Annotated in this window: 27 protein-coding genes and 2 pseudogenes; 17 read left to right on the top strand and 12 right to left on the bottom strand. The window is 71.9% G+C overall.

Annotated elements, in window-relative coordinates:
* The first annotated feature begins 7 nt into the window (after positions 1-7).
* The 3 genes from JOD60_RS03605 to JOD60_RS03595 are packed head-to-tail and all read left to right on the top strand — an operon-like array spanning position 8 to position 3,232.
* Positions 8-1,240 (top strand): type III polyketide synthase, encoded by a 1,233-nt coding sequence (locus JOD60_RS03605; protein WP_076688640.1) that lies wholly within the window; start codon positions 8-10, stop codon positions 1,238-1,240.
* On the top strand, positions 1,237-1,929 hold the full coding sequence (locus JOD60_RS03600; protein WP_076688638.1) for a methyltransferase domain-containing protein: 693 nt from the start codon (positions 1,237-1,239) through the stop codon (positions 1,927-1,929). Before JOD60_RS03605 ends, JOD60_RS03600 begins: the two co-directional genes overlap by 4 nt.
* A complete protein-coding gene (locus JOD60_RS03595) occupies positions 1,922-3,232 on the top strand; it encodes an FAD-dependent oxidoreductase (protein ID WP_076688636.1) in 1,311 nt (436 codons plus the stop codon). The genes JOD60_RS03600 and JOD60_RS03595 overlap by 8 nt, the downstream gene beginning before the upstream one ends.
* 85 nt (positions 3,233-3,317) lie before the next feature.
* On the opposite strand, the gene JOD60_RS03590 is transcribed toward JOD60_RS03595, so the two are convergent.
* Together JOD60_RS03590 and JOD60_RS03585 are read right to left on the bottom strand one after the other, a co-directional pair.
* Positions 3,318-4,151 (bottom strand): UbiA family prenyltransferase, encoded by an 834-nt coding sequence (locus JOD60_RS03590; protein WP_076688634.1) that lies wholly within the window; start codon positions 4,149-4,151, stop codon positions 3,318-3,320.
* Between the two features lie 566 nt (positions 4,152-4,717).
* Positions 4,718-6,955 (bottom strand): ATP-dependent Clp protease ATP-binding subunit, encoded by a 2,238-nt coding sequence (locus tag JOD60_RS03585; protein WP_076688632.1) that lies wholly within the window; start codon positions 6,953-6,955, stop codon positions 4,718-4,720.
* A gap of 144 nt (positions 6,956-7,099) precedes the next feature.
* Here JOD60_RS03585 and JOD60_RS03580 point away from each other — a divergent pair, with 144 nt between their 5' ends.
* A complete protein-coding gene (locus JOD60_RS03580) occupies positions 7,100-7,708 on the top strand; it encodes a DUF4166 domain-containing protein (protein WP_076688630.1) in 609 nt (202 codons plus the stop codon).
* On the top strand, positions 7,705-8,661 hold the full coding sequence (locus JOD60_RS03575; protein ID WP_076688628.1) for an epimerase: 957 nt from the start codon (positions 7,705-7,707) through the stop codon (positions 8,659-8,661). The genes JOD60_RS03580 and JOD60_RS03575 overlap by 4 nt, the downstream gene beginning before the upstream one ends.
* A gap of 13 nt (positions 8,662-8,674) precedes the next feature.
* Here JOD60_RS03575 and JOD60_RS03570 read toward each other — a convergent pair whose 3' ends face one another.
* The 3 genes from JOD60_RS03570 to JOD60_RS03560 all read right to left on the bottom strand — a co-directional run bounded on the left by JOD60_RS03570 (position 8,675) and on the right by JOD60_RS03560 (position 12,282).
* Positions 8,675-9,649, bottom strand: coding sequence for a GlxA family transcriptional regulator (locus JOD60_RS03570; RefSeq protein ID WP_076688626.1), 975 nt, complete (start codon positions 9,647-9,649; stop codon positions 8,675-8,677).
* A gap of 328 nt (positions 9,650-9,977) precedes the next feature.
* Positions 9,978-11,075 (bottom strand): glycosyltransferase family 4 protein, encoded by a 1,098-nt coding sequence (locus tag JOD60_RS03565; RefSeq protein ID WP_076688624.1) that lies wholly within the window; start codon positions 11,073-11,075, stop codon positions 9,978-9,980.
* Position 11,076: 1 nt separating this feature from the next.
* Positions 11,077-12,282 carry a glycosyltransferase gene (locus tag JOD60_RS03560; RefSeq protein WP_076688622.1) on the bottom strand — a complete coding sequence of 402 codons (1,206 nt, stop codon included), beginning with the start codon at positions 12,280-12,282 and terminating at the stop codon, positions 11,077-11,079.
* Positions 12,283-12,405: 123 nt separating this feature from the next.
* On the opposite strand from JOD60_RS03560, the gene JOD60_RS03555 reads away from it, so the two are divergent.
* From JOD60_RS03555 to JOD60_RS16615, 7 genes and pseudogenes are all read left to right on the top strand, one after another.
* Positions 12,406-12,999, top strand: coding sequence for a hypothetical protein (locus JOD60_RS03555; protein WP_076688620.1), 594 nt, complete (start codon positions 12,406-12,408; stop codon positions 12,997-12,999).
* 36 nt (positions 13,000-13,035) lie between these two features.
* Positions 13,036-13,599: pseudogene (locus tag JOD60_RS16620) on the top strand (DUF6325 family protein); the annotation flags it as partial.
* A 28-nt stretch (positions 13,600-13,627) separates the two neighbouring features.
* Entirely contained in the window at positions 13,628-14,089 is a 462-nt protein-coding gene (locus tag JOD60_RS03545) for a DUF2252 family protein (protein WP_076688616.1), read from the top strand.
* A complete protein-coding gene (locus JOD60_RS03540) occupies positions 14,086-14,829 on the top strand; it encodes an SDR family oxidoreductase (protein WP_076688614.1) in 744 nt (247 codons plus the stop codon). The genes JOD60_RS03545 and JOD60_RS03540 overlap by 4 nt, the downstream gene beginning before the upstream one ends.
* Positions 14,830-14,869: 40 nt before the next feature.
* On the top strand, positions 14,870-15,448 hold the full coding sequence (locus JOD60_RS03535) for a TetR/AcrR family transcriptional regulator (RefSeq protein WP_084201873.1): 579 nt from the start codon (positions 14,870-14,872) through the stop codon (positions 15,446-15,448).
* A gap of 59 nt (positions 15,449-15,507) precedes the next feature.
* On the top strand, positions 15,508-15,774 hold the full coding sequence (locus JOD60_RS17290) for a hypothetical protein (protein WP_338039514.1): 267 nt from the start codon (positions 15,508-15,510) through the stop codon (positions 15,772-15,774).
* Between the two features lie 23 nt (positions 15,775-15,797).
* The gene (locus tag JOD60_RS16615) at positions 15,798-15,917 is read left to right on the top strand and encodes a helix-turn-helix domain-containing protein (RefSeq protein WP_232321677.1); all 120 of its coding nucleotides are present in this window, start codon (positions 15,798-15,800) and stop codon (positions 15,915-15,917) included.
* On the opposite strand, the gene JOD60_RS03525 is transcribed toward JOD60_RS16615, so the two are convergent.
* The 4 genes from JOD60_RS03525 to JOD60_RS03510 all read right to left on the bottom strand — a co-directional run bounded on the left by JOD60_RS03525 (position 15,884) and on the right by JOD60_RS03510 (position 18,855).
* The gene (locus JOD60_RS03525) at positions 15,884-16,360 is read right to left on the bottom strand and encodes a recombinase family protein (RefSeq protein ID WP_084201872.1); all 477 of its coding nucleotides are present in this window, start codon (positions 16,358-16,360) and stop codon (positions 15,884-15,886) included. The genes JOD60_RS16615 and JOD60_RS03525 overlap by 34 nt on opposite strands.
* Positions 16,311-16,538: an antitoxin VbhA family protein gene (locus JOD60_RS03520; protein WP_307823841.1), complete on the bottom strand. Its 228-nt coding sequence runs from the start codon at positions 16,536-16,538 to the stop codon at positions 16,311-16,313. Before JOD60_RS03520 ends, JOD60_RS03525 begins: the two co-directional genes overlap by 50 nt.
* Positions 16,539-16,699: 161 nt before the next feature.
* A complete protein-coding gene (locus tag JOD60_RS03515; RefSeq protein ID WP_076688610.1) occupies positions 16,700-18,085 on the bottom strand; it encodes an FAD-dependent oxidoreductase in 1,386 nt (461 codons plus the stop codon).
* A gap of 11 nt (positions 18,086-18,096) precedes the next feature.
* Positions 18,097-18,855, bottom strand: a complete 759-nt coding sequence (locus JOD60_RS03510) for an aquaporin (RefSeq protein ID WP_076688608.1) — start codon at positions 18,853-18,855, stop codon at positions 18,097-18,099.
* 48 nt (positions 18,856-18,903) lie between these two features.
* Between JOD60_RS03510 and JOD60_RS03505 the strand changes: the two genes are divergently transcribed.
* Both JOD60_RS03505 and JOD60_RS03500 read left to right on the top strand, forming a co-directional pair.
* A complete protein-coding gene (locus JOD60_RS03505) occupies positions 18,904-19,578 on the top strand; it encodes an arsenate reductase/protein-tyrosine-phosphatase family protein (protein WP_076688606.1) in 675 nt (224 codons plus the stop codon).
* A gap of 22 nt (positions 19,579-19,600) precedes the next feature.
* The gene (locus JOD60_RS03500) at positions 19,601-19,999 is read left to right on the top strand and encodes an arsenate-mycothiol transferase ArsC (protein WP_076688604.1); all 399 of its coding nucleotides are present in this window, start codon (positions 19,601-19,603) and stop codon (positions 19,997-19,999) included.
* A gap of 55 nt (positions 20,000-20,054) precedes the next feature.
* Here JOD60_RS03500 and JOD60_RS03495 read toward each other — a convergent pair whose 3' ends face one another.
* A complete protein-coding gene (locus JOD60_RS03495; protein ID WP_076688600.1) occupies positions 20,055-21,374 on the bottom strand; it encodes an FAD-dependent oxidoreductase in 1,320 nt (439 codons plus the stop codon).
* Between the two features lie 92 nt (positions 21,375-21,466).
* Here JOD60_RS03495 and JOD60_RS03490 point away from each other — a divergent pair, with 92 nt between their 5' ends.
* Both JOD60_RS03490 and JOD60_RS03485 read left to right on the top strand, forming a co-directional pair.
* Positions 21,467-21,814 (top strand): ArsR/SmtB family transcription factor, encoded by a 348-nt coding sequence (locus JOD60_RS03490; RefSeq protein WP_198159106.1) that lies wholly within the window; start codon positions 21,467-21,469, stop codon positions 21,812-21,814.
* Positions 21,811-22,317, top strand: a complete 507-nt coding sequence (locus JOD60_RS03485; protein ID WP_076688598.1) for a GNAT family N-acetyltransferase — start codon at positions 21,811-21,813, stop codon at positions 22,315-22,317. The genes JOD60_RS03490 and JOD60_RS03485 overlap by 4 nt, the downstream gene beginning before the upstream one ends.
* Positions 22,318-22,423: 106 nt before the next feature.
* Here JOD60_RS03485 and JOD60_RS03480 read toward each other — a convergent pair whose 3' ends face one another.
* Positions 22,424-22,636 carry a hypothetical protein gene (locus JOD60_RS03480; protein ID WP_307823840.1) on the bottom strand — a complete coding sequence of 71 codons (213 nt, stop codon included), beginning with the start codon at positions 22,634-22,636 and terminating at the stop codon, positions 22,424-22,426.
* 17 nt (positions 22,637-22,653) lie between these two features.
* A pseudogene (locus tag JOD60_RS03475) lies at positions 22,654-23,244 on the bottom strand (acyl-CoA dehydrogenase family protein); the annotation flags it as partial.
* 55 nt (positions 23,245-23,299) lie between these two features.
* Here JOD60_RS03475 and JOD60_RS03470 point away from each other — a divergent pair.
* Positions 23,300-24,514 (top strand): acetyl-CoA C-acetyltransferase, encoded by a 1,215-nt coding sequence (locus JOD60_RS03470; protein ID WP_076688596.1) that lies wholly within the window; start codon positions 23,300-23,302, stop codon positions 24,512-24,514.
* Positions 24,515-24,559: the final 45 nt, after the last annotated feature.

The raw sequence follows: 24,559 nt of genomic DNA, 5'->3' as shown, positions 1-24,559 counted from the left end.
GTGAACCATGCCCGCCCGCATCCTGTCGATCGGAACCGCCCTCCCGGCGACGCGTCTGCCGCAGGAACACGTGCGGGATCTGTTCGCCGCCCAGCCCGGCGTCGACCGGCTGACGCGACGGCTCATCCACGCCGCGTTCGACGCGGCGGCGATCGACAGCCGCCGCACCGTGCTCGCGGCTCTCGCGCCTGAGGGCGGGACTCTCGCGCCGGGCGGCGGGGTTGCTCTCGCGTCCGGCGGGGCGGACGACGAGCGGATGCCGGTGCGCGACGCCGCCGGGGTGCTGCTGCGGCCCTCGACGGGCACGCGCAACGCCGCCTACGTGCGACTCGCGCCGCCGCTGTTCGCCGAGGCGGCACGGCGCGCACTGGCCGGAGCGGGGGTCGAGCGCGGCGAGGTCACGCACGTCGTCACGGTTTCGTGCACGGGCCTGTTCGCCCCGGGGCCGGACTACCGACTGGTGCGCGATCTCGGCCTGCCGGCGGGGACCGAGCGGTTCCATCTGGGTTTCGTGGGGTGCGCGGCGGCCCTCCCCGCCCTGCGGCTCGCCGCGGCGCTGTGCGCCGCCGATCCCACCGCCGTCGTGCTGGTCGCCTGCGCCGAACTGTGCACGCTGCACTTCCGGCCGTCGGCCGACCCCGAGCAGATCGTCGCGGCATCCGTGTTCGCCGACGGTGCGGCGGCGGCCGTCGTCACGGCCTGCGCCGAGCTCGCGGCACGGCACGGCGGCGCGACCCTCGAGCTCGATCGATTCGGCACGACCCTCACCCGCGATGGGGAGGCCGATATGGCGTGGACGATCGGCGATGCGGGCTTCGAGATGACCCTCTCGGCGGAGGTTCCCCGCATCATCGGACGCGAGATCCGCGGTGCGGTCGGGGATTTCCTCGGCGGCGAGCGCCCGGACCGGTGGGCGGTGCACCCCGGCGGACGGAGCGTGCTGGACCGCGTGGAGGCCGGGCTCGATCTCCCGCCGGCCGCCCTCGCGCCGTCGCGGACGGTGCTCCGCGAGCACGGGAACATGTCGAGCGCGACGATCCTGTTCATCCTGGCGCGGATGCTCGACGAGCCGGCGGATGCCGACGTCGCCCGCGTCGCGGCCCTCGCTTTCGGTCCGGGGCTCACCGTCGAATCGGCGATGCTCACGCTGCGCGCCGGGGCGGGCGCGGGCGCGGCGGGCGTCGCGGCGCGCGGGGCTGCGGCGGTCGGGGCGGGCGCGACGGCGGAGTCGCGACGGTGAGCCTGCGGGTCCGCGACACCGAGGTGCGGGAGCTGATGGACGATCCGGACTGCGATGCCCGACGGCTCGCGGCGACGTTCCGGCGCTTCGGCATCGTGAACCGGCTCGTGTCGGGGTGGGGTGGGGTGTACCGCACGCAGCTGCGTCCGTACCTCGCGTCGCTCGCGCGACCCGCCCGCATCCTCGACATCGGCTCCGGGGGCGGGGACCTCGTCGTGCGGCTCGCGGCGCTCGCCCGCCGCGACGGATTCGACGCGGAGTGGACCGGCGCCGATCCCGATCCTCGCGCGCATGCCGCGGCATCCGCCCATCGCGCGCCGGGCGTGACGTTTCGCTGCACGGATGCCGCCACCCTCGTCGCGGCGGGCGAGCGTTTCGATGTCGTCGTGTCGAATCATGTGCTGCACCATCTCGACGCCGAGGAGCTCTCGGCCTTCGCGGCGGATGCGCTCGCCCTGTCGCGAGGCGCGGTGCTGCTGGCCGACATCGCACGCGGGCGCCTCGCGTACGCGCTGTATGCGGTCGGGATCATGCCGCTCGCGCCGGGGACGTTCCTGCGCACCGACGGACTGCGGTCGATCCGGCGCAGCTACCGTCGTGACGAACTCGCCGCCGCGCTCGGCGCGCCGTGGCGGGTCGAGGAGCCGGGGCCGTTCCGGCTGCTCGCGATCGGGGCGGGGCATGCCTGAGGTCCTCATCGTCGGGGCGGGACCCGTCGGGATCATGCTCGGGGCGGAGCTCACGCGGCGCGGGGTGGAGGCGATCGTCCTCGAGCGCCGTATCGCCGTCGGTGCCGCCTCGCGGGCGATCGGACTGCATGCGCCGGTGCTCGCGGCGCTCGAGGACGGCGGCGCGACCGAGCGCATCCTTGACGGGGCGGTGCGGGTCGCCCGCGGCGAGTGCCGCGGGCTCGGCGCCGACGGCTGGGAGCGACTCGGGACGGTCCGGTTCGACCGGCTGTCGCTGCGGTTCCCGTTCGTCGCGACGCTGCCGCAGCCGGCGACCGAGGCGGCGCTCGGGCACGGGGGCGCGCCCGTCGTGCGCGGCGAGACGGTGACGGCGATCCGGCGGGACGGGGATCGCGTGCGGGTGTTCTCGTTCGGCGCGAATGGGCAGCGCGAGTGGGATGCCGCGGTCGTCGTCGTCGCGGGAGGCTCCGCCGCCCGCGATCTCGTCTACCGGCCGGGCGCGATCGCGGTGCGCCACTATCCGGATCGGTATCTCATGGTTGACGCTCCCGTCCCGGAGCGGGCGGACGCCGAGACCGCCGTGGTCACGCTCGCGCCCGGCGGGGTGCTGGAGTCGTTCCCGCTCCCCGGGAGCCGCCGGCGGTTCGTCGCGTGGGACCGGCGGGACGCGGGCGAGGGGTCGGTGGTCGCGGGGGCGGCGGGTGCGGGGTCGGGGTCGGGTGGCGCGGGGTCGGGGTCGGGTTCGGCGGGCGCGGGGTCGGGTTCGGCGGGCGCGGGGTCGGGGTCGCTTGCGGGCGGGGGCGCGGGGTCGCTTGCGGGCGCCGCCGCGGAGGATCCGGCGGCACGGGACAGGCGACTGCGCCGCGCGCTGGAGGAGCGCGGTGAAGCGGATGCCGCCGCGAGCGCCGTCGGGGCCACGTCATTCCGAGTACGGCGGGCGGTGGCACCGCGCCTGCGGCGCGGCCGGGTGCTCGTCGTCGGCGATGCGGCGCACGAGGTTAGCCCGATCGGCGGGCAGGGGTTGAACCTCGGACTGCTCGACGCCGCGGGACTCGCCCCGCTGCTCACCGACTGGCTGCGCACCGGCTCGGCGCCGGATCTCGACGTGGAGCGATGGGAGCAGCGCCGCGTGCAGTCGGCGCGGATCGCCGCCGGGATCGCGACGCTCAACACCGCGCTCGGCCGGCCGCTCGGCCCCCGCGCCGATGCGGCGCGTTCGGCGGCGCTGCGGGTGGCGCTGTCCGGGGCGTCGGCGCGGGTGTTCGCCCACGCGTATGCGATGGGTTTCGACCGCGGCGCATGACCCGGCATCCGTTCCCTGGTCAGAAGACGCCGCTACCCGACCCCGAAACAGCCACAACCGCCCACCCAACCCGCGCCGAAGCGCCTCACGACCCGCGGGTCGCGACGAGTTGGGCGGCGAGGAGGAGCGCGCAGAGCATCGTCAGACGGAACAGCGCGCGACCGGGCGGATGCCGCAGCGCGCGCACCAGCGTCACGACAGCGACGGCGCCCACGGCGGCGAAGAACAGCCAGGCGACCGGGCCGATCCGACCGAGATCGCCGCCGACGGGTCCCACGAGCACCGCGACCGCACCGACGACGATGCCGGCGATCGCGACGATGACGGACACACGCGCGCCCAGCCCGTGCGGCAGGCCCCGGATGCCGGTGCGATCATCGTCCTCGAGGTCGGGCAGGACGTTCGTGAGGTGCACGGCCGCGCCGAGCGCGGCGCCGGCGAGCGTCGCCCAGGGGGTCGCGAGCCGCGGCGGATCGGCCGCGAGCGTCGCCAGCGACGGGAACAGGCCGAAGCTCACGATGAACGGTGCGATCGACCACGCCGACTTCTTCAGGCCGGCGTTGTAGGCCCACGCGGAGGCGAGCGCGACGGCGTGCACGGCGGCCATCGCGAGCCCGAGCACGGCCGACAGGACGAGCGCGACCACCACGGCGGCGGCCGCCGCGACCCACGCCGTGCGCAGGTCGACGTCGCCGCGGGCGATCGGCTTGTCGCGCCGACCGACCGCGCGATCGCGGGCCGCGTCGATCGCGTCGTTGGAGATTCCGACCGACAACTGACCCGCCAGCACCGCGACCGCCAGCAGGGCGAGGCGCCACGGCGGCAGGTCCGCGCCGACGCCCAGGGCGACGGCGAGCACCGTCACCACCAGCGACGGCCCGGGGTGCGACGCCGCCCACAGCGCCCGCAGCCGCCGCATCACCGCCCGGACCCTGTCATTCTCCGACGCTAGCCCAGCCACCGCGGGGCCGCGAGGCGCGCCCGTCATTGTCCGGAAAGCAGGCTGGATCGGCCTCCCGCGGCCGCGCCGGGGCGCGTCGTGTCGATCCAGCCTGCTTTTGAGACAGGACGGGACGGAACGGGGCGGCCGGGACGGGTAGAGCCGGACGCAGACGGCCCGAGATTGCGCCCGGCCGGGTGTTCCGAAAGCAGGCTGGATCAGCCTCCAGCGGCCGCGCCGGGGTGCGTCGGGTCGATCCAGCCTGCTTTGGAGACGGGGACGGGCCGGGGACGGCCGACACAGGACCCGTCGGGAAAGGGTCGGCCGCGGCAGGGGCGGCCGAGACAGAGCCGGGACGCGGGCTGCGCCGAGGCGCGGCGAGACGGCGCCGGCAGGTTGTTCCGAAAGCAGGCTGGATCGGCCTCCCGCGGCCGCGACGGGGCGCACCGAGTCGGTCCAGCCTGCTTTTGAGACAGGGACGGTCCCCGCCCCAACGGCGCCCCGACCCGACGGCACCCCGCCACCCCAGCCCGGCGCGGGACGTGTTAGTCGTCGAGGAGGTCGGCCTCGATCACGTCGTCGTCCGGGTCGGTGCCGGCCGAACCGGATGCCGCGGCATCCGCCGGGGCGGGGCCGCTGCTCGTGAGCGCGAGCCCGGATCCGTCCGCCGCGACGTCGACCCGCACGACGTCGCCGTCGTGCACGCCGCCGGAGAGCAGCGCCATCGCGAGCCGGTCCTGGATCTCGGACTGGATGAGCCGCCGCAGCGGCCGCGCGCCGAACAGCGGGTCGTAGCCGCGCTCGGCGAGCCAGGCCCGGGCATCCGGCGTGACCGCGAGGGTCAGCCGGCGCTCGTGCAACCGCCGCTGCAGCGCGTCGACCGACAGCTCCACGATCTGCGCGAGGTCGTCCTCGGTCAGCGCCTGGAACATCACGATGTCATCGAGTCGGTTGAGGAACTCGGGCCGGAACGCCTGTCGGACGAGCGCCATGACCTGCTCCCGCTTGACCTCGACGGGCAGCGTCGGGTCGATGAGGATCGGCGAGCCGAGGTTCGAGGTGAGGATCAGGATCGTGTTCGTGAAGTCGACCGTGCGGCCCTGGCCGTCGGTCAGCCGCCCGTCGTCGAGCACCTGCAGCAGGATGTCGAACACCTCGGGGTGCGCCTTCTCGACCTCGTCAAGGAGCACGACCGAGTAGGGGCGCCGCCGCACGGCCTCGGTCAGCTGGCCACCCTGCTCGTAGCCGATGTATCCCGGAGGAGCGCCGACGAGCCGGGCGACGGAATGCTTCTCGCCGTACTCACTCATGTCGATGCGCACCATCGCGCGCTCGTCGTCGAAGAGGAACTCCGCGAGCGCCTTCGCGAGCTCGGTCTTGCCGACGCCCGTCGGGCCGAGGAAGAGGAACGAACCGGTCGGCCGGTTCGGGTCGCTGATGCCCGCGCGCGAGCGCCGCACCGCATCGGACACGGCCTTCACGGCATCCTTCTGACCGATCAAGCGCTTGCCCAGCTCGGCCTCGAGGTGTACGAGCTTCTCGCTCTCGCCCTGCAGGAGGCGCCCCACCGGGATGCCCGTCCACGCCGCGATGACGGCGGCGATGTCCTCGTCGGTCACCTGCTCGTTGACCATGCGGGGCTCGTCGGCAGGCATCGCCGCCGCGCGCTCCGCGTCGGCGATCTCCTGCTGCAGGCGCTTGATCGTCTCGTACTCGAGCTTCGACGCGAGCGCGTAGTCGCCTTCCCGGAGGGCCCGGTCGCGGTCGGTGACGGCCTGGTCGTACTGCTCCTTGAGCTCGCCGACGCGGCGGAGCCCGCCGCGCTCACGCGCCCAGCGGGCCTCGAGCACCGCGAGTTCAGACTCCGCGGCATCCATCTGCTCGCGCAGCTTCGCACGACGCTCCTTCGAGGCGTCGTCCTTCTCCTTCTTGAGGGCGAGGTCCTCGAGCTTCATGCGGTCGACCTGACGGCGCAGCTGGTCGATCTCGACGGGACTCGAGTCGATCTCCATCTTCAGCCGGCTCATGGCCTCGTCGATCAGGTCGATGGCCTTGTCGGGCAGTTGCCGCGACGGAATGTAGCGGTTCGAGAGCGCGGCGGCCGCGACGAGCGCGCTGTCGCTGATCGTGACGCCGTGGTGCGCTTCGTAGCGCCCCTTGAGCCCGCGGAGGATCGCGACGGTGTCCTCGACCGAGGGCTCGCCGACGTAGACCTGCTGGAAGCGGCGCTCCAGCGCGGCATCCTTCTCGATGAACTCGCGGTACTCGTCGAGCGTCGTCGCGCCAATCAGGCGCAGTTCGCCGCGCGCGAGCATGGGCTTGAGCATGTTGGATGCCGCGACCGACCCTTCGCCACCGCCGGCGCCCATGAGGACGTGCAGCTCGTCGATGAACGTGATGATGCGGCCGTCGGACTCGGTGATCTCCTTGAGGACGCTCTTCAGTCGCTCCTCGAACTGGCCGCGGTACATCGCGCCGGCCACGAGCGCGGAGATGTCGAGCGAGACGAGCTCCTTGTCCTTGAGCGACTCGGCGACGTCGCCTGCGACGATGCGCTGGGCGAGGCCCTCGACGACGGCGGTCTTACCGACACCGGGCTCGCCGATCAGCACCGGGTTGTTCTTCGTGCGCCGGGTGAGCACCTGGCTGACGCGGCGGATCTCGCTGTCGCGTCCGATCACCGGGTCGAGCTTTCCCTGCCGAGCGCGGTCGGTGAGGTTGATCCCGAACTGCTCGAGGGGGCTCTTCTGCTCCTCCTGCCCGGGCGCGGGTTGTGCGTTCATTCTGTCTCCTCCAAAACTGTGGCACTCAAACTTGAGTCGCCTAGGCTCAAGTTTAGCAAGAGTGGATGCCGTGGGCAAGCGCCGCGGCACCGGTATGCGGTCTCGCGGCATCCCCCACCCACGCCGCATCCGTAGGCTGGGGCCATGACCGACGCGGGCTCACCTTACGCTCGCGCGCTCGGTGACCGCATCGCGGAGCTCTCGCCCGCACTGCAGCGGTACTTCGGCACGATCCCGGACGGCTTCGTCGGCCGCGGCGAGGGCGTGTTCGACCGCGTCGGCTCGCGGCGCCGGGTGCTGGCGCCGCTGCTGCGGTGGTTCGCCGACCGCGGCGTCGTGCCCGCCGGCTGGCACGAGCGCGTGCCGTTCCGCATCGAGAACCGCACCCTCGACGGCGTCGCCGTAGCCGTCCGCCGCTTCGACCTGCCGACGGGCGCGTTCACGATGCACGACGCCGTCCGGGCAACACCCCTCGGCACCGTCGTCGACCGGGTCGGCCGGCCACCCCGGGTCGCGGTCGAGTTCACCGTGCACGTCGCGGGCGGCGCACTCGAGCTGCACAGCGTCGCCGTCGGCATCCGCCTCGGGCGCCTGCAGCTGCGGCTGCCGGCGTGGGCGGCGCCCCGCATCCGGCTGCGCGAGCGCAGCGCCGGCGACCGCCAGCGCGTCGAGTTCACGATGGACCTCCCGCTGATCGGGCGGGTCTACGAATACGCCGGGACGTTCGACTACCGGATCGAGGAGGACAGATGAGCGGTGACCGGGTGGTGCTCGGCGGGGCGTCGGGGTTCATGGGACGGGCGCTGCGCGCCCACTACGCCGCTGCGGGCCGCGAGGTCGTGACGATCGGACGGACGGGCGCCGACCTCGCGTGGGCGGATGCCGCAGGCATCGCCGACGCGGTCGACGGCGCGAGCCTCGTCGTGGGCCTGGCCGGCAAGAGCGTGAACTGCCGCTACACCGAGCGCAACCGCGACGAGATCTTCGCCTCGCGACTGACGACGACCCGCGCGCTCAGCAGGGCGATCGCAGCGGCGGACGCCCCGCCGCCGCTGTGGGTGAACTCCTCGACCGCGACGATCTACCGGCACGCCGACGACCGCCCCATGACGGAGTCCGACGGCGAAATCGGCACGGGATTCTCGGTCGAGGTCGCGAAAGCGTGGGAGCGCGAGCTGTTCGCCGCTGACCTCCCCGCCACCCGTCGCGTCGCGCTGCGCAGCGCGATCGTGCTGGGCCGCGACGGCGGCGTGCTGCCCGAGCTCGCCGGTCTCGCCCGCGTCGGGCTCGGCGGCCCGCAGCTCGACGGCTGGTGGCCGGTCACCCCGGCGCGCGTGCGCGCGGGGACCGCCCACCGGCCCGGCACGCGCGGTGGGCGCCAGCGGTTCAGCTGGGTGCACATCGCGGACGTCCTCGGCATCCTGGACCATCTCGAACGCACGACGGAACTGACGGGCCCCGTCAACGCGTCGGCCCCGGGACCGGTCGAAAGCCGCGACCTCATGGCCGCCGTGCGACAGCGGGTCGGGGCGCGGGTGTCGTTCCCGATGCCGCGATGGATGCTGGAGATCGGCGCCCTCGCGCGCGGTACCGAGACGGAGCTCATCCTCAAGAGCCGATGGGTGCTGCCGGAGCGCCTCGTCGCGAGCGGCTACACGTTCGCGTTCCCGACGCTCGGCGCAGCCCTCGACGACCTGCTGACCTGAGTGCGGCGCCGGACTACGCGACGGCTTCGGCCGCCGGGGCGGTGCACGTGAAGCGGGCGCGATAAGCGGTGGGGGTGAGCGCCAGCATCCGCCCGAAGTTCTGCCGCAACACGGCCGCGGAGCCGAATCCGCACTCGGCGGCGATCGCGTCGAGCCCCAGGTCGGTCTGCTCGAGCAGGCGCTGGGCCTGGATGATGCGCTGCCGGCCGAGCCAGGCCGCCGGCGTCGTGCCGTAGTCGGCCTTGAAGCGGCGCGCGAAGGTCCGCGGCGACATGTGGGCGCGGTGGGCCAGCTGGTCGACCGACAGATCGAGGGTGAGGTTCTCCAGCATCCATTCGGCGACGGGAGCCAGCGACAGGGAGCTCGACTCGGGCAGGGGCTTGGCGATGAACTGCGCCTGCCCGCCGTCGCGCTGCGGCGGGACGACCATCCGCCGGGCGATCGTGTTGGTCATCTCGGCGCCGAGCTCGATCCGCAGCAGGTGCAGGCATGCGTCGAGGCCGGCGGCGGTGCCGGCGCTCGTGATGATGCGACCGTCCTGCACGTACAGGACGTTGGGGTCGACGTCGATCTCGGGGTACATCGCGGCCATCGTGTCGGCATACCGCCAGTGCGTCGTCGCGCGGCGGCCGTTCAGCACACCGGCGGCGGCGACGACGAACGAGCCGCTGCACACCGTCAGCACCCACGCGCCGCGGGCGACGGCGCGCTGCACGACGCCGATGACACGCTCGTCGATCCGGTCCCACGCCTCGCGCGGGATCGGCGTGATGACGACGAGATCGGCCTCATCGGCGAAGGCGAGGTCGGCGTCGACGTTGATCGAGAAGCCCATGTTCGCCGGCACCGGTCCAGGGTCAGGCGCGACGATGCGGAAATCGAAGTTCGGGATGCCCTCGTCCGACCGGTCGAGACCGAACGCCTCGCACGCCAACCCGAACTCGAACGGGGCGAATCCGGGCTGGACGATGCATGCGACGGTCTTCATGGCAGGAATCCTACCCTGATGCGCAGTTCTGCCAATAGTGGCGGTTTGCGGCCGAGCGTAGCGTTTCTGCCATGGTCACTGTCATCGTCATCTTCGGCCTGCTGGCCGCCGTCGCCATCATCGCGACCGTCCGCGCGCTGCGCGTCGACGGCTACCGCCGCATCCCCACCGACTCCTCCCACCTGCCCTGACCCGAGCGCCGAGCCCAGCGCGCCGGGCCCGCGCGGGAAACAGGTGGCGCAATCGACGGCCTCAGGCCCGGCGACGTGGTCGTTCGTGACCCCGAAAATCGGCGGCGAGACCGCCCCAGCCCCGCCAGCGCCCCGCATCAGCGCCGCGGCAGCGCGGCGACGGCGTCGAGCAGCGCCCCGGCCGATCGGTCCCACGAGAAGCGCGCGATGTGCGCCGTCCCCGCGGCGACGACCCGCGCCCACTCGTCCGCGTCGTCGAGGCTGCGCACGGCGGCGGCGAAAGCCTCGGCATCCGTCCCCGACGCGTAGCGGGCGCCGTCGCCCGCGACCTCCCGGAAGATCGGCATGTCGGTCACGACCGCCGGCACCCCGAGCTCGATCGCTTCGGCGACGGGCAGGCCGTAGCCTTCGTCGAGGGATGCCGAGACGAGCACCGCCCGGTCGGCCAGCAGTGCGGCGTACTCGGCATCGGTGACGCCGCCGTGGAAGACCACCTCGGCGCCGGCCGGGTCGACCATCGCCGAGAGTTCGGCGCGGCGCTCGGGCGAGATGCGTGACAGCAGGTGCAGGGTGCGTCCGGGCAGGTGCGCGGCCGCGCGGATGAGCGTCTCGACGTTCTTGTACGGCATGAACGAGCCCATGTACACGAGGTGCGCTGCGCCCGGCACGACGGCGGTCCCGGCGGGCAGCAGCGCCGCCAGTCGCTGCGGAGCATTGGGGATGACGACGACCGGCCGCTTCGTCAGTCGCACGCGGGCGAACTCCGCGGCACTCGTCTCGCTCACGGTCGCGACGACGTCGGCCGCGTTGAGGGTGAGCCGCTGCGGCACGTACGACAGGTGGAACAGCCGCCAGCCCAGCCGCACGTACCAGGGGAGGTCGCGCGGCGGCGTGCGGTGCCGGTAGTAGATGGTGTCGTGCAGCGTCAGGATGAGGCCGAACCGGCGGCCGAGCGAGCCGATCGTCTGCATGGGCGAGAACACGGCATCCGGCCGGTGGCGGTTCAGCAGCAGCGCCGTCAGCGGTTCGCGCAGCGCCGTCGGGGCATGGATGCGCAGCACCCGCGCGCCCGGCGGGAGGAACGCGCGCTGCGCGTCGTCGTGGATGAGGAAGGCCACCTCGACGCCGCGCCCGGGTGCGGCAGCGGCGACGGCCGCGGCGAGCTCGGCGGAGTATCGGCTGATGCCGTCGTGGACGTCGGTGCGGATGTAGCGCGCGTCGAACAGCAGGCGCATGTCAGAGCGGTTCGCCGCGGTACAGCTTCTCGAACGTGTCGAGCGTGTTCTCGATGTCGTGGATGTCCACGCCCTCCAGCGACGCCTGCTGCATCCGCGAGTACTCCTCCTGCGAGGCGGTGAGCACCCGGCGGAGCTTGTCGGCGAGGTCGTCGGCGTTGCCGGGCTCGAACAGGTACCCGTTGACGCCGTCGTGGACGAGGTGCGGGAGCGCCACGGCATCCGCCGCCACCACCGGCAGCCCCGACGCCATCGCCTCCATCGTGGCGATGGACTGCAGCTCGGCGATCGAGGCGATCGCGAAGACGTCGGCCTTCGTGTACGCGGCGCGCAGCTCGTCCTCCTCGACCCGCCCGTGGAAGCGGACGCGATCGGCGATGCCGAGCCGCTGGGCGGTCTGCTCGAGGTTGCGCCGCTGGTCACCGCCGCCGACGACGTCGAAGCTGATCTCCGGCAGCTCGGGGGCGAGCTTCGCGACGGCGTGGAGGGTCACCTCGACGTGCTTCTCCGTGGTCAGGCGCCCGACGAAGAGCACGCGGGAGTGCGGGCGCGGGCTGAGGTCGGCGGTGTAGTTGCGCTTGTCGATGCCGCAGCTGATCGGGATGACGCCGTGGATGTCGATCGTGTTCTCGAGGAACTCCGCCGCCTTGCGCGTGGGCGTCGTGACCGCCCGCGACATGTCGAACGTGCGCTTGGCGTCGGCCCAGGCGAGCTTCACGACGTACTTGTCGAGCAGCGGCGGCAGCGTCGTGAAGTCGATGATGTTCTCGGCCATCACGTGGTTCGTCGCGACGACGGGGATGCCGCGGCGGCGCGCGATCCGCGTCAGCGCACGCCCGAGGACGATGTGCGACTGGCTGTGCACGACATCGGCGGGCACCTCATCGAGGAGCTTGCGCGAGTAGTGCTTGGCCATCCACGGCAGCACGAAACGCAGCCAGTCGTGGGGATACCAGCGCCACCCCGGCGGGCGGTGGACCGTGATCTCCTGGCCTTCGATGACCTCCCGGAACACGCCGTGGTTGCGGTGGGTGATGCTGGGAGTGAGGACGTGCACGTCGTGGCCGCGACCGGCCAGTCCCGCAGCGAGACGCTCCGCGAAGCGCGCGGCGCCGTTCACGTCGGGGGCGAAGGTGTCTGCGGCGATGACGATCGTCAGCGGCCGGTCGGGGCGGGGAGAGTCGTCGGGTGTCGCGGATTCGGTCACGGGGGTGCGGGGCCAATCTGTGCGGCGGCGGCGGACCGCGGATCGCGGTGTCCGCCGCCGTCGAGTCTACCCGAGGGCCGCTCTGGCACCCGGAGCGCCTCGCGCGGCCCGTAGCCTGGAGTCATGGTGCGACTTCAGGCCGACGCCGACCCGGCGCGGTGGGTTCCGGTGACCGAGTCCTTCGGGTTCCGGGGGCGCCGCGCGCGCAAGCAGGCGATCCGGATGCTGCTCAGCCAGGCCGGTGCCGCAACGGGTGCGACGCCGCGGCCCGGCGGCGGGTTCGCCGCGTGGGCGGTCAGCCAGGCCGCGCCCGCCCTCATGCGCAAGGCCGCGGGCCGGGTGCTCGTGTGGGTGTGGAAGGACGCGCCGGACCTCCTCGTCGTGATGGCGCAGATCCAGGAGCTCACCCCGCAGCTGCGGACGGCGCGGGCGATGATGCCGATGGAGTACGACGACACCGAGGCCTTCCGCGGCACCTATCTCGGCATGGGCGAGAAGCTCGCGATGCCGCTGCCGTCCTCGCCCACTGCTCCCCCGTTCGCGACGTACACGTGGGACACCGGAACGCACCTCGTGACCGTGACCGCGGTGTGCGCCGACCGCGAGCGCTTCGGCGCCGTCATCGGCGCCGTCGACGACCTCGCCCGGTCGCTGCGCATCGTGGACGATCTCACGGTGCGGGAAGCATCCGGGGTCCTCCGCCTCGACCCCGCCTGATCGCTCCTCCGCCTTCGGGGTGAGGGTGCCGGGCGGATGGGCATCCGGGCCGGGGGCGGATGCCGAAGGCATCGAGGCCGGGGGCGGATGCCGAGAGGACCGAGGCCGGGTGGCGGATGCCGAGGAGATGACGGATTCCGAGGAGCAGAACCCGGCATCCGCTCCTCGGAATCAGGACATCTCCTCGGTAACCTGCGCGGCGTCCGCGCAGGGCGAGCCGAGGGAGCCAGAGCACTCACCCGCATCGGGCGACGACGGCCCGAACCCCTCGCGTCGGATGCGCCGCAGGAGCAGCCTCGACCCCGAGAGAAAGGACCTCCCGTGGTCGACTTCAGATTCGGACCCGTCGAGCTGTACCTCGTGAGCCTCGACGGCGACCGACCCGCGCCCGCCGTGATCGCCGCGTTGACCGACCTGGTCGCCGCCGGAACGGTCAACCTGCTCGACTTCGTCGTCGTCTCCAAGGCCGAGGACGGCACCGTCACCGCGATCGAGATCGAAGAGCACGCCGACGAGTACGGCGTTGCGGACCTCGAGTTCGCCGCCCTCAGCGTCACCGGCCAGGAGGACATCGACGAGTTCGCCGAGCTGATCGAGCCCGGCACCTCCGCCGCCGGTCTCCGACGCGGTGCGCCGCGTTGTCGGTGTCGGCAGTGTCGGCACGCGGTGCTACGTGTCGGTGCTGCAGGATGCCGCGGGCACTCCCCTCCTGCTGCAGACGAAGGAGGCCGGGCGCAGCGTGCTCGAGGAGCACGGCGGCAACGAGCTGCCGCCGCAGCTGTCGGAGGTGATCGCCGAGGGCGGGCGGGGTGCGCGCGTGGTGGCCCTGCAGCGCATTCTGCAGGGCGCCTCCGACCCGTTCCTCGGCTACTTCGTGGGGAACGGACGGCGACTACTACGTGCGCCAGTTCCGCGCTGCTGGAGTGGGCCTACGCCTACGCCGAGCTCTCCCGCGCCGGCTACGACGCGTTCGTCGCCGCCCGCGGCTGACGGCCGGGGGCGCCGCGCGCGTGCGCTTCCCGGCATCCGTGCTAGCCTCCTACCGACCGGCCGGTATGTCATCCGACCCGCGACCCGGAGGCGCCCATGACCCTCGACCGCTTCACCGACACGGTCTCGCTCATCACCGGTAGCAGCCGTGGCATCGGGTTCGCGATCGCCCGGCGGATCGTCGCCGAGGGCGGCGCGGTCGTCCTCACCGGCCGACACCAGGACACCCTCGACGCGGCGGTCGCCGAACTGGGGGAGAACGCCTCCGCCGTGGCCGGACGCGCCGACGACGACGCGCACCGAGCCGCCGTGTTCGCCCACATCGCCGAGCGCCATGGTCGCCTGGACCATCTCGTCAACAACGCCGGCATCAACCCGGCCTACGGCCCCGCGCTCGCCCTCGACCCCGCCGCGGCGCGCAAGATCCTCGAGGTCAACGTCATCGCCGCCCTGGAGTGGACCCGCGACGCGGTCGCCGCGGGCCTGCGCCGCTCCATCGTGAACATCGCGTCGATCTCCGGTGTCACCGCGGCGCCGAACATCTCCTTCTACGGAGTCTCCAAGGCCGCCCTGATCAACCTGACCATCCAGCTCGCCGACGAGCTCGTCCCCGGCATCCGCGTCAACGCCGTCGCCCCCGCCGTCATCAAGACCCGCTTCGCGAAGGCGCTGTACGAGGGGCGTGAGGACGAGGCCGCCGCCGCGTATCCGCTCACGCGGCTCGGGGAGCCCGACGACGTCGCCGCCCCCGTCGCGTTCCTGCTGTCGCCGGATGCCGGGTGGATCACCGGTCAGACCCTGCTGATCGACGGCGGCACCTCGATCCGCCCGCTGGACTGACGCGGCCAGGCGCCCACGCGCGGCAGGGAAGGATGGACGTATGAAGCAGACCAACGTGGCCGACGACGTCACGCGCGCCGCCGTCGACCTCTTCGCCGCGCAGGGATACGCCAACACGAGCGTGCAGCAGATCGTCGAGGCGGCGGGCGTCACCAAGGGCGCGATGTACCACTACTTCCGGTCCAAGGACGACCTGCTGTTCGGCATCTACGACCGGCTGCTGTCGCTGCAGAAGCAGCACCTCGACGACATCGTCGCCCGCGGCGGCGCCGTCGTCGACGTGGTGCGGGCGGTGTGCGTCGACGTGATCGAGACCTCGATCGAGTTCCTGCCCGAGGGGACCGTCTTCTTCCGCTCGTCGCACATGCTGAGCGCCCCGCGGCAGCAGGAGGTCACGCGCCGCCGCCGCGCCTACCACGACACCTTCGCGGCGCTCATCGAACGCGGCCGCGCCGAAGGGGTCTTCCGCAGCGACATCCCGGTGCCCGTCGTGGTGGCGCACTTCTTCAGCGACGTGCACTACCTGTCGCACTGGTACTCGCCCGAGGGTCCGGAAAGCGGCACCCTCGTCGCCGAGCAGCTCACCGAGCTGTTCCTCGCCGGCATCACCACCGGCTGACACGGCGGGATGCCCCGGCATCCCACCCCCACCGAAGGAGACGCATCCGCGCCTGGCACGTGACCGCACACGGAGAGCCCGAAGACGTCCTCGCCCTCGTCGAGGTCGACGACCCGGTGCCGGGGCCGGGCGAGGTGCGGGTGCGCGTGCACGCCGTCGCCGCGAACTTCCCCGACGTGCTGCTCGCGCGCGGCCAGTACCAGGACGTCACGATGAGCACTCTGGTTGCCTTCACGACGATCACGACCACGCTCCCGTCGAGGGACGAGGACCGGCCGGTGCCGGTCGACCCGGCCGAGGAGACGGGGGGCGACTCGTGCCAGTGAACAGCCCCCGCAAGCGACCAAAGATGCTCACACCCGGCGAGCTGGCCGCGCAGCTCGGCGTCGACGTGCGCGACCTCAAGCGACTACGAGACGAGGGCCGCGGCCCTGCCTACATCACCCTCACGCCGCGCACGATCCGATAGCTGAGCTCCGAGGTCGCGGACTGGCTCACAGGCGACACCACCGACGAGGACGTGGCGGCACGCTGACTCTCATCGTGCTTCGCGAGAGCCCGCGCAACGGAGGATGCGCCGACGCCGAACGTGCGGGCGATCTTCGCGATGCTGACGCCGGCAGCACGCATCCGTGCGGCCTCCTTGACCCTCTCCGGGGTCATCACGGAGGGACGGCCGCCGACGCGGCCCTGCGCGCGAGCGTGGGTCAGGCCCCGCATCGTGTTGTCTCGGATAGTGGCGACGCGGAGCTGGGCGAGCACGGCCACGATGCCCACGATGGCTTCCCCCATCGGCGTCGACGTGTCGACGTCCAAGAACGGCTCCGTGAGGCTCCGTAGCCGGATGCCGCGGCGGCCAAGATCACGATTGCCCCCGCATCTGCTCGGCCAGAGCGCGGAAACGACGCTCATACTCGGCGTCGTCGATCACGCCTCGAATGTGGTCGACAAGCAGCTCCACGTCGTCTCGGTTCGGCTCCCAGCCCTCATGCCAGGCCGACGCGAGCGACTGCCGCAGCGCCCACCGGTTGTTCTCGTCGAGCACGTCGAACAGCTCCGGCCACCGCTCCTCTAGGTCGAACCGCTCCATCAGCTCCGCCCCTCCTGTCCGGCCCCGTACCCTCGATCGGCCATCCGTGCGCTGGGGCCGCGTCCCGCTGCCGGCGCCGACGTCGGCCGGTGCCGGCGTCGACGCACCGGAAACGATCAGTTTTGACCTGTTGCGGAAACCTCCACGCGAGGCGTGCTCAATCAGACGAGCGATGCCAAGGTACGCGCGTCACGTTCCCACGCCTGGGTCGCCATCTGTACGGCGTCCCAGGGCGAGCCGAGCGGGGGCGTGTAGGAGAGGTCGAGGTTGCTCATGCCGTCCACCGTCATGCCGTGGTGCAGGGCGGTGGCGTAGGTGTCGACGCGCTTAGAGATTTCGGCGCCGCGGGTGCCGACGAGCTGCGCGCCGAGGAGGCGGCCGTCGCGGGTGTCTCCGGTGACGCGGATGCTGATGGGGGTGGCTCCGGGGTAGTAGCGCTTGTGGTCGTCAGCGATCGCAGTGTGGCTGTGCGGGGCGTAGTCCGCGGCGGCGGCTTCGTGGTCGCGGAGGCCGGTGCGGGCGGCCACGACGTCAAACACCTTTACGACCTGTGTGCCGAGGCTGCCAGCGAAGCGGGCGTTGCCGCCGATGGCGTTTTCTCCGGCGACGCGGCCCTGCTTGTGCGAGGTCGTGCCGAGGGGCAGGTAGGTGACGCCGAGGAGGCGGTGGTGGGTGACCACGCCGTCGCCGGCTGCCCATACGTTCGGCAGGCCGGTGCGCATGTGCTCGTCGACGACGACTGCACCGCCCGCGCCTGTGGTTGCGCCGGCTGCGGTGAGCAGGCTGGTGTTGGGGCGCACGCCCACGACGACGAGCACGAGGTCAGCGCTGTGGGAGAAGGTGTCACCGTCGCGGGTGCCGGTCACGGTGAGGCGGCCCGCGTTGCGGGTGACAGCTTCGATGCGGGTTCCGGTGAACACGTCGACGCCGTGGCGGGTGAGTTCGTCGCGGACGAGGGAGCCCAGTTCGGGGTCGAGGGTGGAGAGCACTTCGGGGCCGCGTTGGAGTTGGGTGACGTGCAGGCCGCGAACGGTGAGGGCTTCGGCCATTTCGAGGCCGACGTAGCCGGCGCCGACGATGATCGCGGTTTCCGGCTGGTGCTCGTCAAGGTAGCGCTCCAGGGCGAAGGTGTCGCCCATCGAGTGCAGCAGGTGCACCCCGTCGTCGGGGCCGAGCTGGTCGAGGCCGGCGATGCCGGCGGTGGACGGGGATGCTCCGGTGCCGACCATGAGCTGGTCGTAAGCGATCGTCGATTCGGTGCCGGCGGCGTCGCGGACGGTGAGCGTGCGGCCGTTGACGTCGATGCCGGTGGCGAGGGTGTCCAGGTGCAGGTTCATGCCGGTGGCTTCGAGGTCGGCGTGCGTGCGGTGTGCGAGAGACTGCCAGGGCTGCACTTCGCGGGAAAAGTAGTACGGGATGCCGCAGATGGAGAAGTTCGGGTAAGCGTCCGCGACGACGACAGTGACGTCGACGGAGGGATCGAGTTCGCAGGCGCGCAGTGCGGTGGAGATGCCGGCGTCGCTTCCGCCGATCGCTACGAGGTGCATGGGGGTGCCTTTCAGGACGTGGTTTCGGGTTGCGTGGGCACGACGACGTCGCCCGCGATGCGCGCGGCGGTCGGGTAGAAAACGAGCAGCAGCGCGAGCCCGAGGGCCGCGCCGACGAGCTGCGCGAGGATGAACGGGGCCACAGATGCGGGGGCGATGCCTGCGAACGTGTCGGTGAACATGCGGGCGATGGTCACGGCGGGGTTGGCGAACGATGTGGAGCTGGTGAACCAGTACGCGGCACCGATGTAGGCACCGACCGCGGCCGCGGTCACTGAGCCTTTCCCTGTGCGGCCGAGCGCGAAGATCAGCAGCACCAGCCCGGCGGTGGCGACCACTTCTCCGACCAGGTGCCCACCGGTCGCACGGTCGTTGCCGGAGAGTGAGGGTGCGGTGTCGAACATCACTCCTGCGAGGAGGGTGCCGGCGATGCCTCCGAGAACCTGCGCGGCGAGGTACGGGGCAAGGTCGCGCAGCGGCAGGCCGGTCCCTGCGCGGCGCCCGAGCAGCCAGTCGGCCAGCGACACTACGGGGTTGAAGTGCGCTCCTGACACGGGGCCGAGCATGAGGATCAGCACCGTTAGGCCGAGCGCCGTGGTCAGGCTGTTTTCGAGAAGCTGCAATCCCACATCATCCGGGGACAGACGCTGCGCCGCGATCCCCGACCCGACCACGACAGTGACGAGCAGGCCCGTCCCGACGAACTCGGCAGCGGCACGGCGCAGCACGTGCGGCCTCGTCACGGTCGCGTTGTAGGTGGTGGTTTTCATGTCGGCTCATCTTGACCCGAGCAGGGTAGTTCAGTCAACATTGAATCAATGAACACTGAACGAATCGACACGGTGGAGGCGCGCGCCGCACGGCACGCCGCATTGAGCGACCCGTCGCGCCTTCGAATTGTCGACCTCCTGACGCTGGGCGACTTGTCGCCGTCGGAGATTCGGACGGCTCTGGAGATGCCCGGGAACCTGGTGGCTCATCACCTGAACGTGCTGGAGACGGCGGGCATGGTGGCCCGGTCTCGGTCGGAAGCGGACAAGCGACGCAGCTACGTCCACCTGACCGACACCGCACTGCAGGGCCTCACTCCCGGTCGAGTCGAGCGGGCGAGCCGGGTGGTGTTCGTGTGCACGGCGAACTCGGCCCGATCGCAGTTGGCCGCGGCGTTGTGGTCGACCCGCAGCAGCATCCCTGCCGCTTCCGGCGGCACCCACCCCGCAGACCGGATCGACCCCGGCGCGATCGCGACGGCGGATCGTCACACACTCGACCTTCCCGACGAGTCGCCGCGGGCGTTGGAGACGGTGCTGACCGGTTCGGATTTCGTGGTCACCGTGTGTGACAACGCGCACGAAGAACTCGGCGTGACCGGGCATCTGCACTGGTCGATCCCGGACCCGGTGCGCGTCGGCACCGACGACGCCTTCGACACCGCGTACGACGAGCTGGAGCGCCGGATCACCCAACTCGCACCCCGGCTCGCCGCCTCCTGACCCTGCCTAGAAAAGAGAACCCGTGACTGACACCACTCCGACCGTCCTGTTCATCTGCCAGCACAACGCCGGCCGCTCTCAGCTTGGCGCCGCGCTCTTGGAGCACCTGGCCGGCGACCGGTTCACCGCGACGTCGGCGGGACTGTCGCCCGCAGGCGAAGTGAATCCTGCCGTGGCCGCCACGGTCGCTGAGCTGGGCATAGACATCGCCGACCGGGTGCCGCGTGCCGTCACCGCGGACGACCTGGATCAGGCGGACGTGGTGGTTCTGATGAAGCCCGGCCTCGCCCTGCCGTCCACTCCCCGCGGCGAAGTCTTGGAGTGGTCCTTCCCCAACCCGGAGGCCTGGGACGCCGAGGCCGTGCGGCCGCTGCGCGAAGCTGTCTCCGACAAGATCCAGACCACGCTCCTCGCACGCTGAGCAACGGGAGAGGGGGCAGATCGCTGATGCGACCCGCCCCCTCTCGTCTGTCTGGTCAGACGGCGGCCGGAGCGCGTCCGATCTGGAGCAACTGAGCCGGCGGGGCACAGCAGGCACCGCCCAGGGATACCCCGGAAGCGTCGAACAGGCCGGCGCCGCCGCAGACGCCCGTGTCGGGCAGCACCAGTTCCACTCGGCGGGCGGCCTCGTGGTCGCCCGCGAGCTCCGCGACGACGCTGCGCACTTGTTCGTACCCGGTGAGGGCGAGAAAGGTCGGTGCCCTCCCGTAGGACTTCGCGCCCACGAGGTAGAAGTCAGGCTCCGGTTGGGCGATGTCGGCGGCGCCGGTCGCCGCGACCGAACCGCAGGAATGCACGTTCGGGTCGACCTCCGCAGCGATACGCACGGGGGCTTGCAAGGTGGGGTCCAGCTCCAACCGCAGCTCCGACAGGAACGACAGGTCCGGACGGAACCCGGTGAGCACGACGACGCGATCGGCGGTGAGCGTGCGGCCATCTTCTGCCACCAGGACCGGCCGATCCCCGTCCGTGGTGACGCGCTCGACGCGGAACCCGGTCACGAGAGACACCAGGCCGGCGTCGACGAACTCCTTCGCCTTGATCCCCAGTGCCCCGCGTGCGGGTAGCTCGTCGGCCTCGCCGCCGCCGAAGGCGTTCCCGGCGGTGGCGCGGCGCAGCACCCACGTCACAGTAGTGTCCGGGTCGCGGCGCGCCATGCGTGCCAGCGCGAGGACCGCCGTCACGGCCGAATGCCCGGAGCCGATGACGACCGTGTGCTTCCCCTCGAAGCCTTTCCGGTCGCGGAAGTCGGGGATGCGGTACGACAGCAACTCGGCGGCGGCTCGCTCGCCCAGCGCGGGCAGACCGTCCGCGCCTGCGGGGTTGGGCGAGGACCACGTACCCGAGGCGTCGATCACCGCGCGCGCCTGCAATCGGTACTCCTCACCCTCGCTCGGCTGCACGTGAACTGTGAACGGCTGATCGCTGCGGCCCGCGTCGACGAGGCGGTCGCGGCCCAGGCGGGAGACCCCGACGACCCGAGCGCCGTACCGCACCCGGTCGCCCAGCTCGGTAGCAAGCGGCGCGAGATAGCCGCTGATCCACTGCGCGCCGGTCGGATAGCCGGTCGTCGGAGCGGACCATCCGGTGGGCTCGAGAATCCGCGCCCCGGCCGTGTCGATCAGCTCCGGCCACTCCGAGAACAGGCGCACATGCCCCCACTCGGCAACCGCTGATGCCGGGTCGGTTCCGGCCTCCAACACAACAATCGGGACGTCTCGCTCGACCAGGTGGGCGGCAGCTGCGAGCCCCTGCGGGCCGGCACCAATGACAACCACGGGCAACGCGCTCTCCATTACACTCACTCCTCCACGCATCGACAGAACTCGATGGATCGAGAATCCTCGATGTATCGACGAATGTCAATGTGACGTGCCAGAATCGTGGCATGCCCACGACGCTCCCCCTCCTCCCGGCCGACGCCACGGTGTGCTGCTCGCCGGTCACCGGCGGGGTGCTGACGCCCGACGAGGCCGAGCGGATCGCGCGCACGTTCAAGGCTCTGGGCGACCCCACCCGCGTGCGACTCCTCTCACTGATCGCCGCATCCGGCGACGGCGAAGCATGCATCTGCGACCTCACCGAGCCAGTCGGACTCTCCCAGCCGACCGTCTCCCACCACATGAAACTGCTCGTCGACGCCGGTCTCACCACTCGCGAACAACGCGGCCGCTGGGCCTACTACCGCATCGTCACGGATGCCCTCGAACAGGCCTCCCGCACGCTGCGCCCATGAGCGGCGTTCTCATCCGCACGATGACCGCCGCCGACTGGCCAGCGGTGGAATCCATCTACCGCCAAGGCATCGCCACCGGCAACGCGACCTTCGAACCGAACCCACCAACCTGGTCGGCCTTCGACTCAGGAAAAATCACCCTAGGGCGGCTCGTTGCCGAGGACGCCGCCGGATCCGTCGTCGGATGGGTCGCCGCCTCACCCGCGTCGTCTCGTGAGGTCTATCGGGGCGTGGTCGAGCACTCGGTCTATATCGCGGACCAGGCTCGTGGGCACGGCGCAGGCGCCGCACTCCTTGACGCCTTCCTCCGAGCTGCCGACAGTGCCGGCATCTGGACGGTGCAGGCGAGCATCTTCCCCGAGAACCCCGCCAGCCTCGCCCTCCACGACAGGGCAGGCTTCCGCCGCGTAGGTCACCGCGAACGCATCGCCCTCATGACCTACGGCCCCTGGGCTGGGCAGTGGCGCGGCACCATCCTCGTCGAGCGCCGCCACCCTCGCTGACCGTGTGCCGAAACTCCAGGCCGAAACAACTTGTCCCGCAACCTGGTTCCGATACGGGCAAGTGCGCCGTAGTACACGCGCGCGAAATCGGGGACGTTCGGCACCATCATCGCGACCCGGTCGCCGGGGCCGATTCCCCGCGCCCGCAGAGCGCCCGCGTAGGCCCGGGCTGCGCCCACAGCTCGCCGTAGCTCAGCGTCGTGCCGGCGGCGTGCAGCGCCGGGCGGTCCGGCCGGGTCGCCTTCTCGGCGAGGATGCTCGCGACGGACAGCGTGGCGTGGCCGTCGCCGTCGATCGCGGGGTCGGGGGCATGCGTCATCGCATCGTCCTTCCGGTTCAGCGGTCGGTGCGCAGCTGCGCCCGCCCGAGGCTGTCGAGGTGCACTTCGTCGGGGCCGTCGGCGAGACGCAGCGTGCGGATGCCGGCGAAGAGGGCCGCGAGCGGCGTGTCCTGCGACACGCCCGCGCCGCCGTGCAGCTGGATCGCCCGGTCGAGGATGCGCTGCACGGCCCGTGGGACCGCGATCTTGATCGCCTGGATCTCGGTCATGGCGGCACGGTTGCCGACGGTGTCCATGAGCCACGCGGTCTTCAGCACCAGCAGTCGCAGCGCCTCGAGCTCGACCCGCGACGACGCCAGCCACTCCCGGACGACGCCCTGCTCGCCGAGGGTCCGGCCGAACGCGACGCGTTCCCGGGCGCGCGCGGTCATGAGCGCGAGCGCGCGCTCCCCCATGCCGATCGCGCGCATGCAGTGATGGATGCGGCCGGGGCCCAGGCGCGCCTGGGCGATCGCGAAGCCGTCGCCCTCGGCGGCGATGAGGTTCGCGGCGGGCACCCGCACGTCGTCGAAGACGATCTCGGCGTGGCCGCCGTGGTCGCGGTCGTCGTAGCCGAACACGGTGAGCGCACGCATGATATGAACACCCTGATCGTGGGGCGCGCCGTCACCGGCGTCGCCGCGTTCGTCTGAGGAGGATGCCGTGACCGAGGCCTACATCGTCGCCACCGCCCGCTCGCCCATCGGACGCGCCCGCAAGGGGTCGCTCATCGGCATCCGCCCCGATGACCTCACGGCGCGCATGGTCCGCGCCGCGCTGGCGAAGGTGCCGGCGCTCGATCCCGCGCGCATCGACGACCTGCTCGTCGGGTGCGGGCAGCCGGCGGGCGAGCAGGGATTCAACCTCGCCCGCATCGTCGCGGTGCTGCTGAGGCTCGACACCGTTGCCGGAGCGACCGTCAACCGCTACTGCTCGTCGTCGCTGCAGACCACGCGCATGGCGTTCCACGCCATCAAGGCGGGCGAAGGCGACGTGTTCGTCTCGGCGGGCGTCGAGTCGGTGTCGCGCTACGTGCACGGGCGGGCGGATGCCGAGGAGGCGCACAACCCGCTCTTCGCGGATGCCGGTGCGCGCACCGCGGCGCGCGCGAGCGGCGGGGCGTCGCCGTGGACCGACCCGCGCACCGACGGAACGGCCCCCGACGCCTACATCGCGATGGGCCAGACCGCCGAGAACGTCGCGCAGCTGCGAGGCATCGGCCGCGCGGAGCAGGACGCGTTCGCCGCACGGTCGCAGCAGCGCGCCGAGGCGGCGATCGCCTCGGGGTTCTGGGCCCGCGACATCACGCCGATCACGCTCGAGGACGGCACGGTCGTCGCCGCCGACGACGGGCCGCGGCCGGGGGTGACCCTCGAAGGGCTCGCCACCCTCGAGCCGGTCTTCCGCCCCGACGGCACGGTGACGGCGGGCAACTGCTGCCCGCTCAACGACGGTGCCGCCGCCGTCGTGATCGTCTCGGACCGCGTCGTGGACGAGCTCGGGCTCACACCGCTCGCGCGCATCGTCTCGACGGGCGTCAGCGGGCTGTCGCCGGAGATCATGGGTCTCGGCCCGGTCGAGGCGTCGCGCCGCGCGCTCGCGCGCGCCGGGCTCGACGTCGACGACATGGACCTCGTGGAGATCAACGAGGCGTTCGCCGCGCAGGTGATCCCCTCGGCGCGCGAGCTCGGTGTCGACGACGAGCGACTGAACGCGTTCGGCGGTGCCATCGCCGTCGGGCACCCGTTCGGGATGACCGGCGCGCGCATCACCTCGACCCTGCTGAACGGTCTCGCCGAGCGGGGCGGGCGCTACGGCCTGGAGACGATGTGCGTCGGCGGCGGCCAGGGCATGGCGATGGTGCTCGAGCGCGCGTGACGCGCGGCGCGCCGCGCCTCACACGAGGCGCGGCGCACGGCAGGC

Origin of the sequence: Microbacterium aurum, assembly GCF_016907815.1 — a bacterium.
Lineage (GTDB): Bacteria > Actinomycetota > Actinomycetes > Actinomycetales > Microbacteriaceae > Microbacterium > Microbacterium aurum.
The sequence above is the reverse complement of the archived record's forward strand: the minus strand, read 5'-3'. Positions and strand labels throughout refer to the sequence as shown.

Excerpts from the sequence above, each read along its gene's own strand:
- JOD60_RS03605 (WP_076688640.1), top strand. The coding sequence starts at position 8 with ATGCCCGCCCGCATCCTGTCGATCGGAACCGCCCTCCCGGCGACGCGT.
- JOD60_RS03595 (WP_076688636.1), top strand. The coding sequence starts at position 1,922 with ATGCCTGAGGTCCTCATCGTCGGGGCGGGACCCGTCGGGATCATGCTC.
- JOD60_RS03590 (WP_076688634.1), bottom strand. The coding sequence starts at position 4,151 with ATGCGGCGGCTGCGGGCGCTGTGGGCGGCGTCGCACCCCGGGCCGTCG.
- JOD60_RS03585 (WP_076688632.1), bottom strand. The coding sequence starts at position 6,955 with ATGAACGCACAACCCGCGCCCGGGCAGGAGGAGCAGAAGAGCCCCCTC.
- JOD60_RS03580 (WP_076688630.1), top strand. The coding sequence starts at position 7,100 with ATGACCGACGCGGGCTCACCTTACGCTCGCGCGCTCGGTGACCGCATC.
- JOD60_RS03575 (WP_076688628.1), top strand. The coding sequence starts at position 7,705 with ATGAGCGGTGACCGGGTGGTGCTCGGCGGGGCGTCGGGGTTCATGGGA.
- JOD60_RS03570 (WP_076688626.1), bottom strand. The coding sequence starts at position 9,649 with ATGAAGACCGTCGCATGCATCGTCCAGCCCGGATTCGCCCCGTTCGAG.
- JOD60_RS03565 (WP_076688624.1), bottom strand. The coding sequence starts at position 11,075 with ATGCGCCTGCTGTTCGACGCGCGCTACATCCGCACCGACGTCCACGAC.
- JOD60_RS03555 (WP_076688620.1), top strand. The coding sequence starts at position 12,406 with ATGGTGCGACTTCAGGCCGACGCCGACCCGGCGCGGTGGGTTCCGGTG.
- JOD60_RS03540 (WP_076688614.1), top strand. The coding sequence starts at position 14,086 with ATGACCCTCGACCGCTTCACCGACACGGTCTCGCTCATCACCGGTAGC.
- JOD60_RS03535 (WP_084201873.1), top strand. The coding sequence starts at position 14,870 with ATGAAGCAGACCAACGTGGCCGACGACGTCACGCGCGCCGCCGTCGAC.
- JOD60_RS16615 (WP_232321677.1), top strand. The coding sequence starts at position 15,798 with ATGCTCACACCCGGCGAGCTGGCCGCGCAGCTCGGCGTCGACGTGCGC.
- JOD60_RS03525 (WP_084201872.1), bottom strand. The coding sequence starts at position 16,360 with ATGAGCGTCGTTTCCGCGCTCTGGCCGAGCAGATGCGGGGGCAATCGT.
- JOD60_RS03520 (WP_307823841.1), bottom strand. The coding sequence starts at position 16,538 with ATGGAGCGGTTCGACCTAGAGGAGCGGTGGCCGGAGCTGTTCGACGTG.
- JOD60_RS03515 (WP_076688610.1), bottom strand. The coding sequence starts at position 18,085 with ATGCACCTCGTAGCGATCGGCGGAAGCGACGCCGGCATCTCCACCGCA.
- JOD60_RS03510 (WP_076688608.1), bottom strand. The coding sequence starts at position 18,855 with ATGAAAACCACCACCTACAACGCGACCGTGACGAGGCCGCACGTGCTG.
- JOD60_RS03505 (WP_076688606.1), top strand. The coding sequence starts at position 18,904 with ATGAACACTGAACGAATCGACACGGTGGAGGCGCGCGCCGCACGGCAC.
- JOD60_RS03495 (WP_076688600.1), bottom strand. The coding sequence starts at position 21,374 with ATGGAGAGCGCGTTGCCCGTGGTTGTCATTGGTGCCGGCCCGCAGGGG.
- JOD60_RS03490 (WP_198159106.1), top strand. The coding sequence starts at position 21,467 with ATGCCCACGACGCTCCCCCTCCTCCCGGCCGACGCCACGGTGTGCTGC.
- JOD60_RS03485 (WP_076688598.1), top strand. The coding sequence starts at position 21,811 with ATGAGCGGCGTTCTCATCCGCACGATGACCGCCGCCGACTGGCCAGCG.
- JOD60_RS03480 (WP_307823840.1), bottom strand. The coding sequence starts at position 22,636 with ATGACGCATGCCCCCGACCCCGCGATCGACGGCGACGGCCACGCCACG.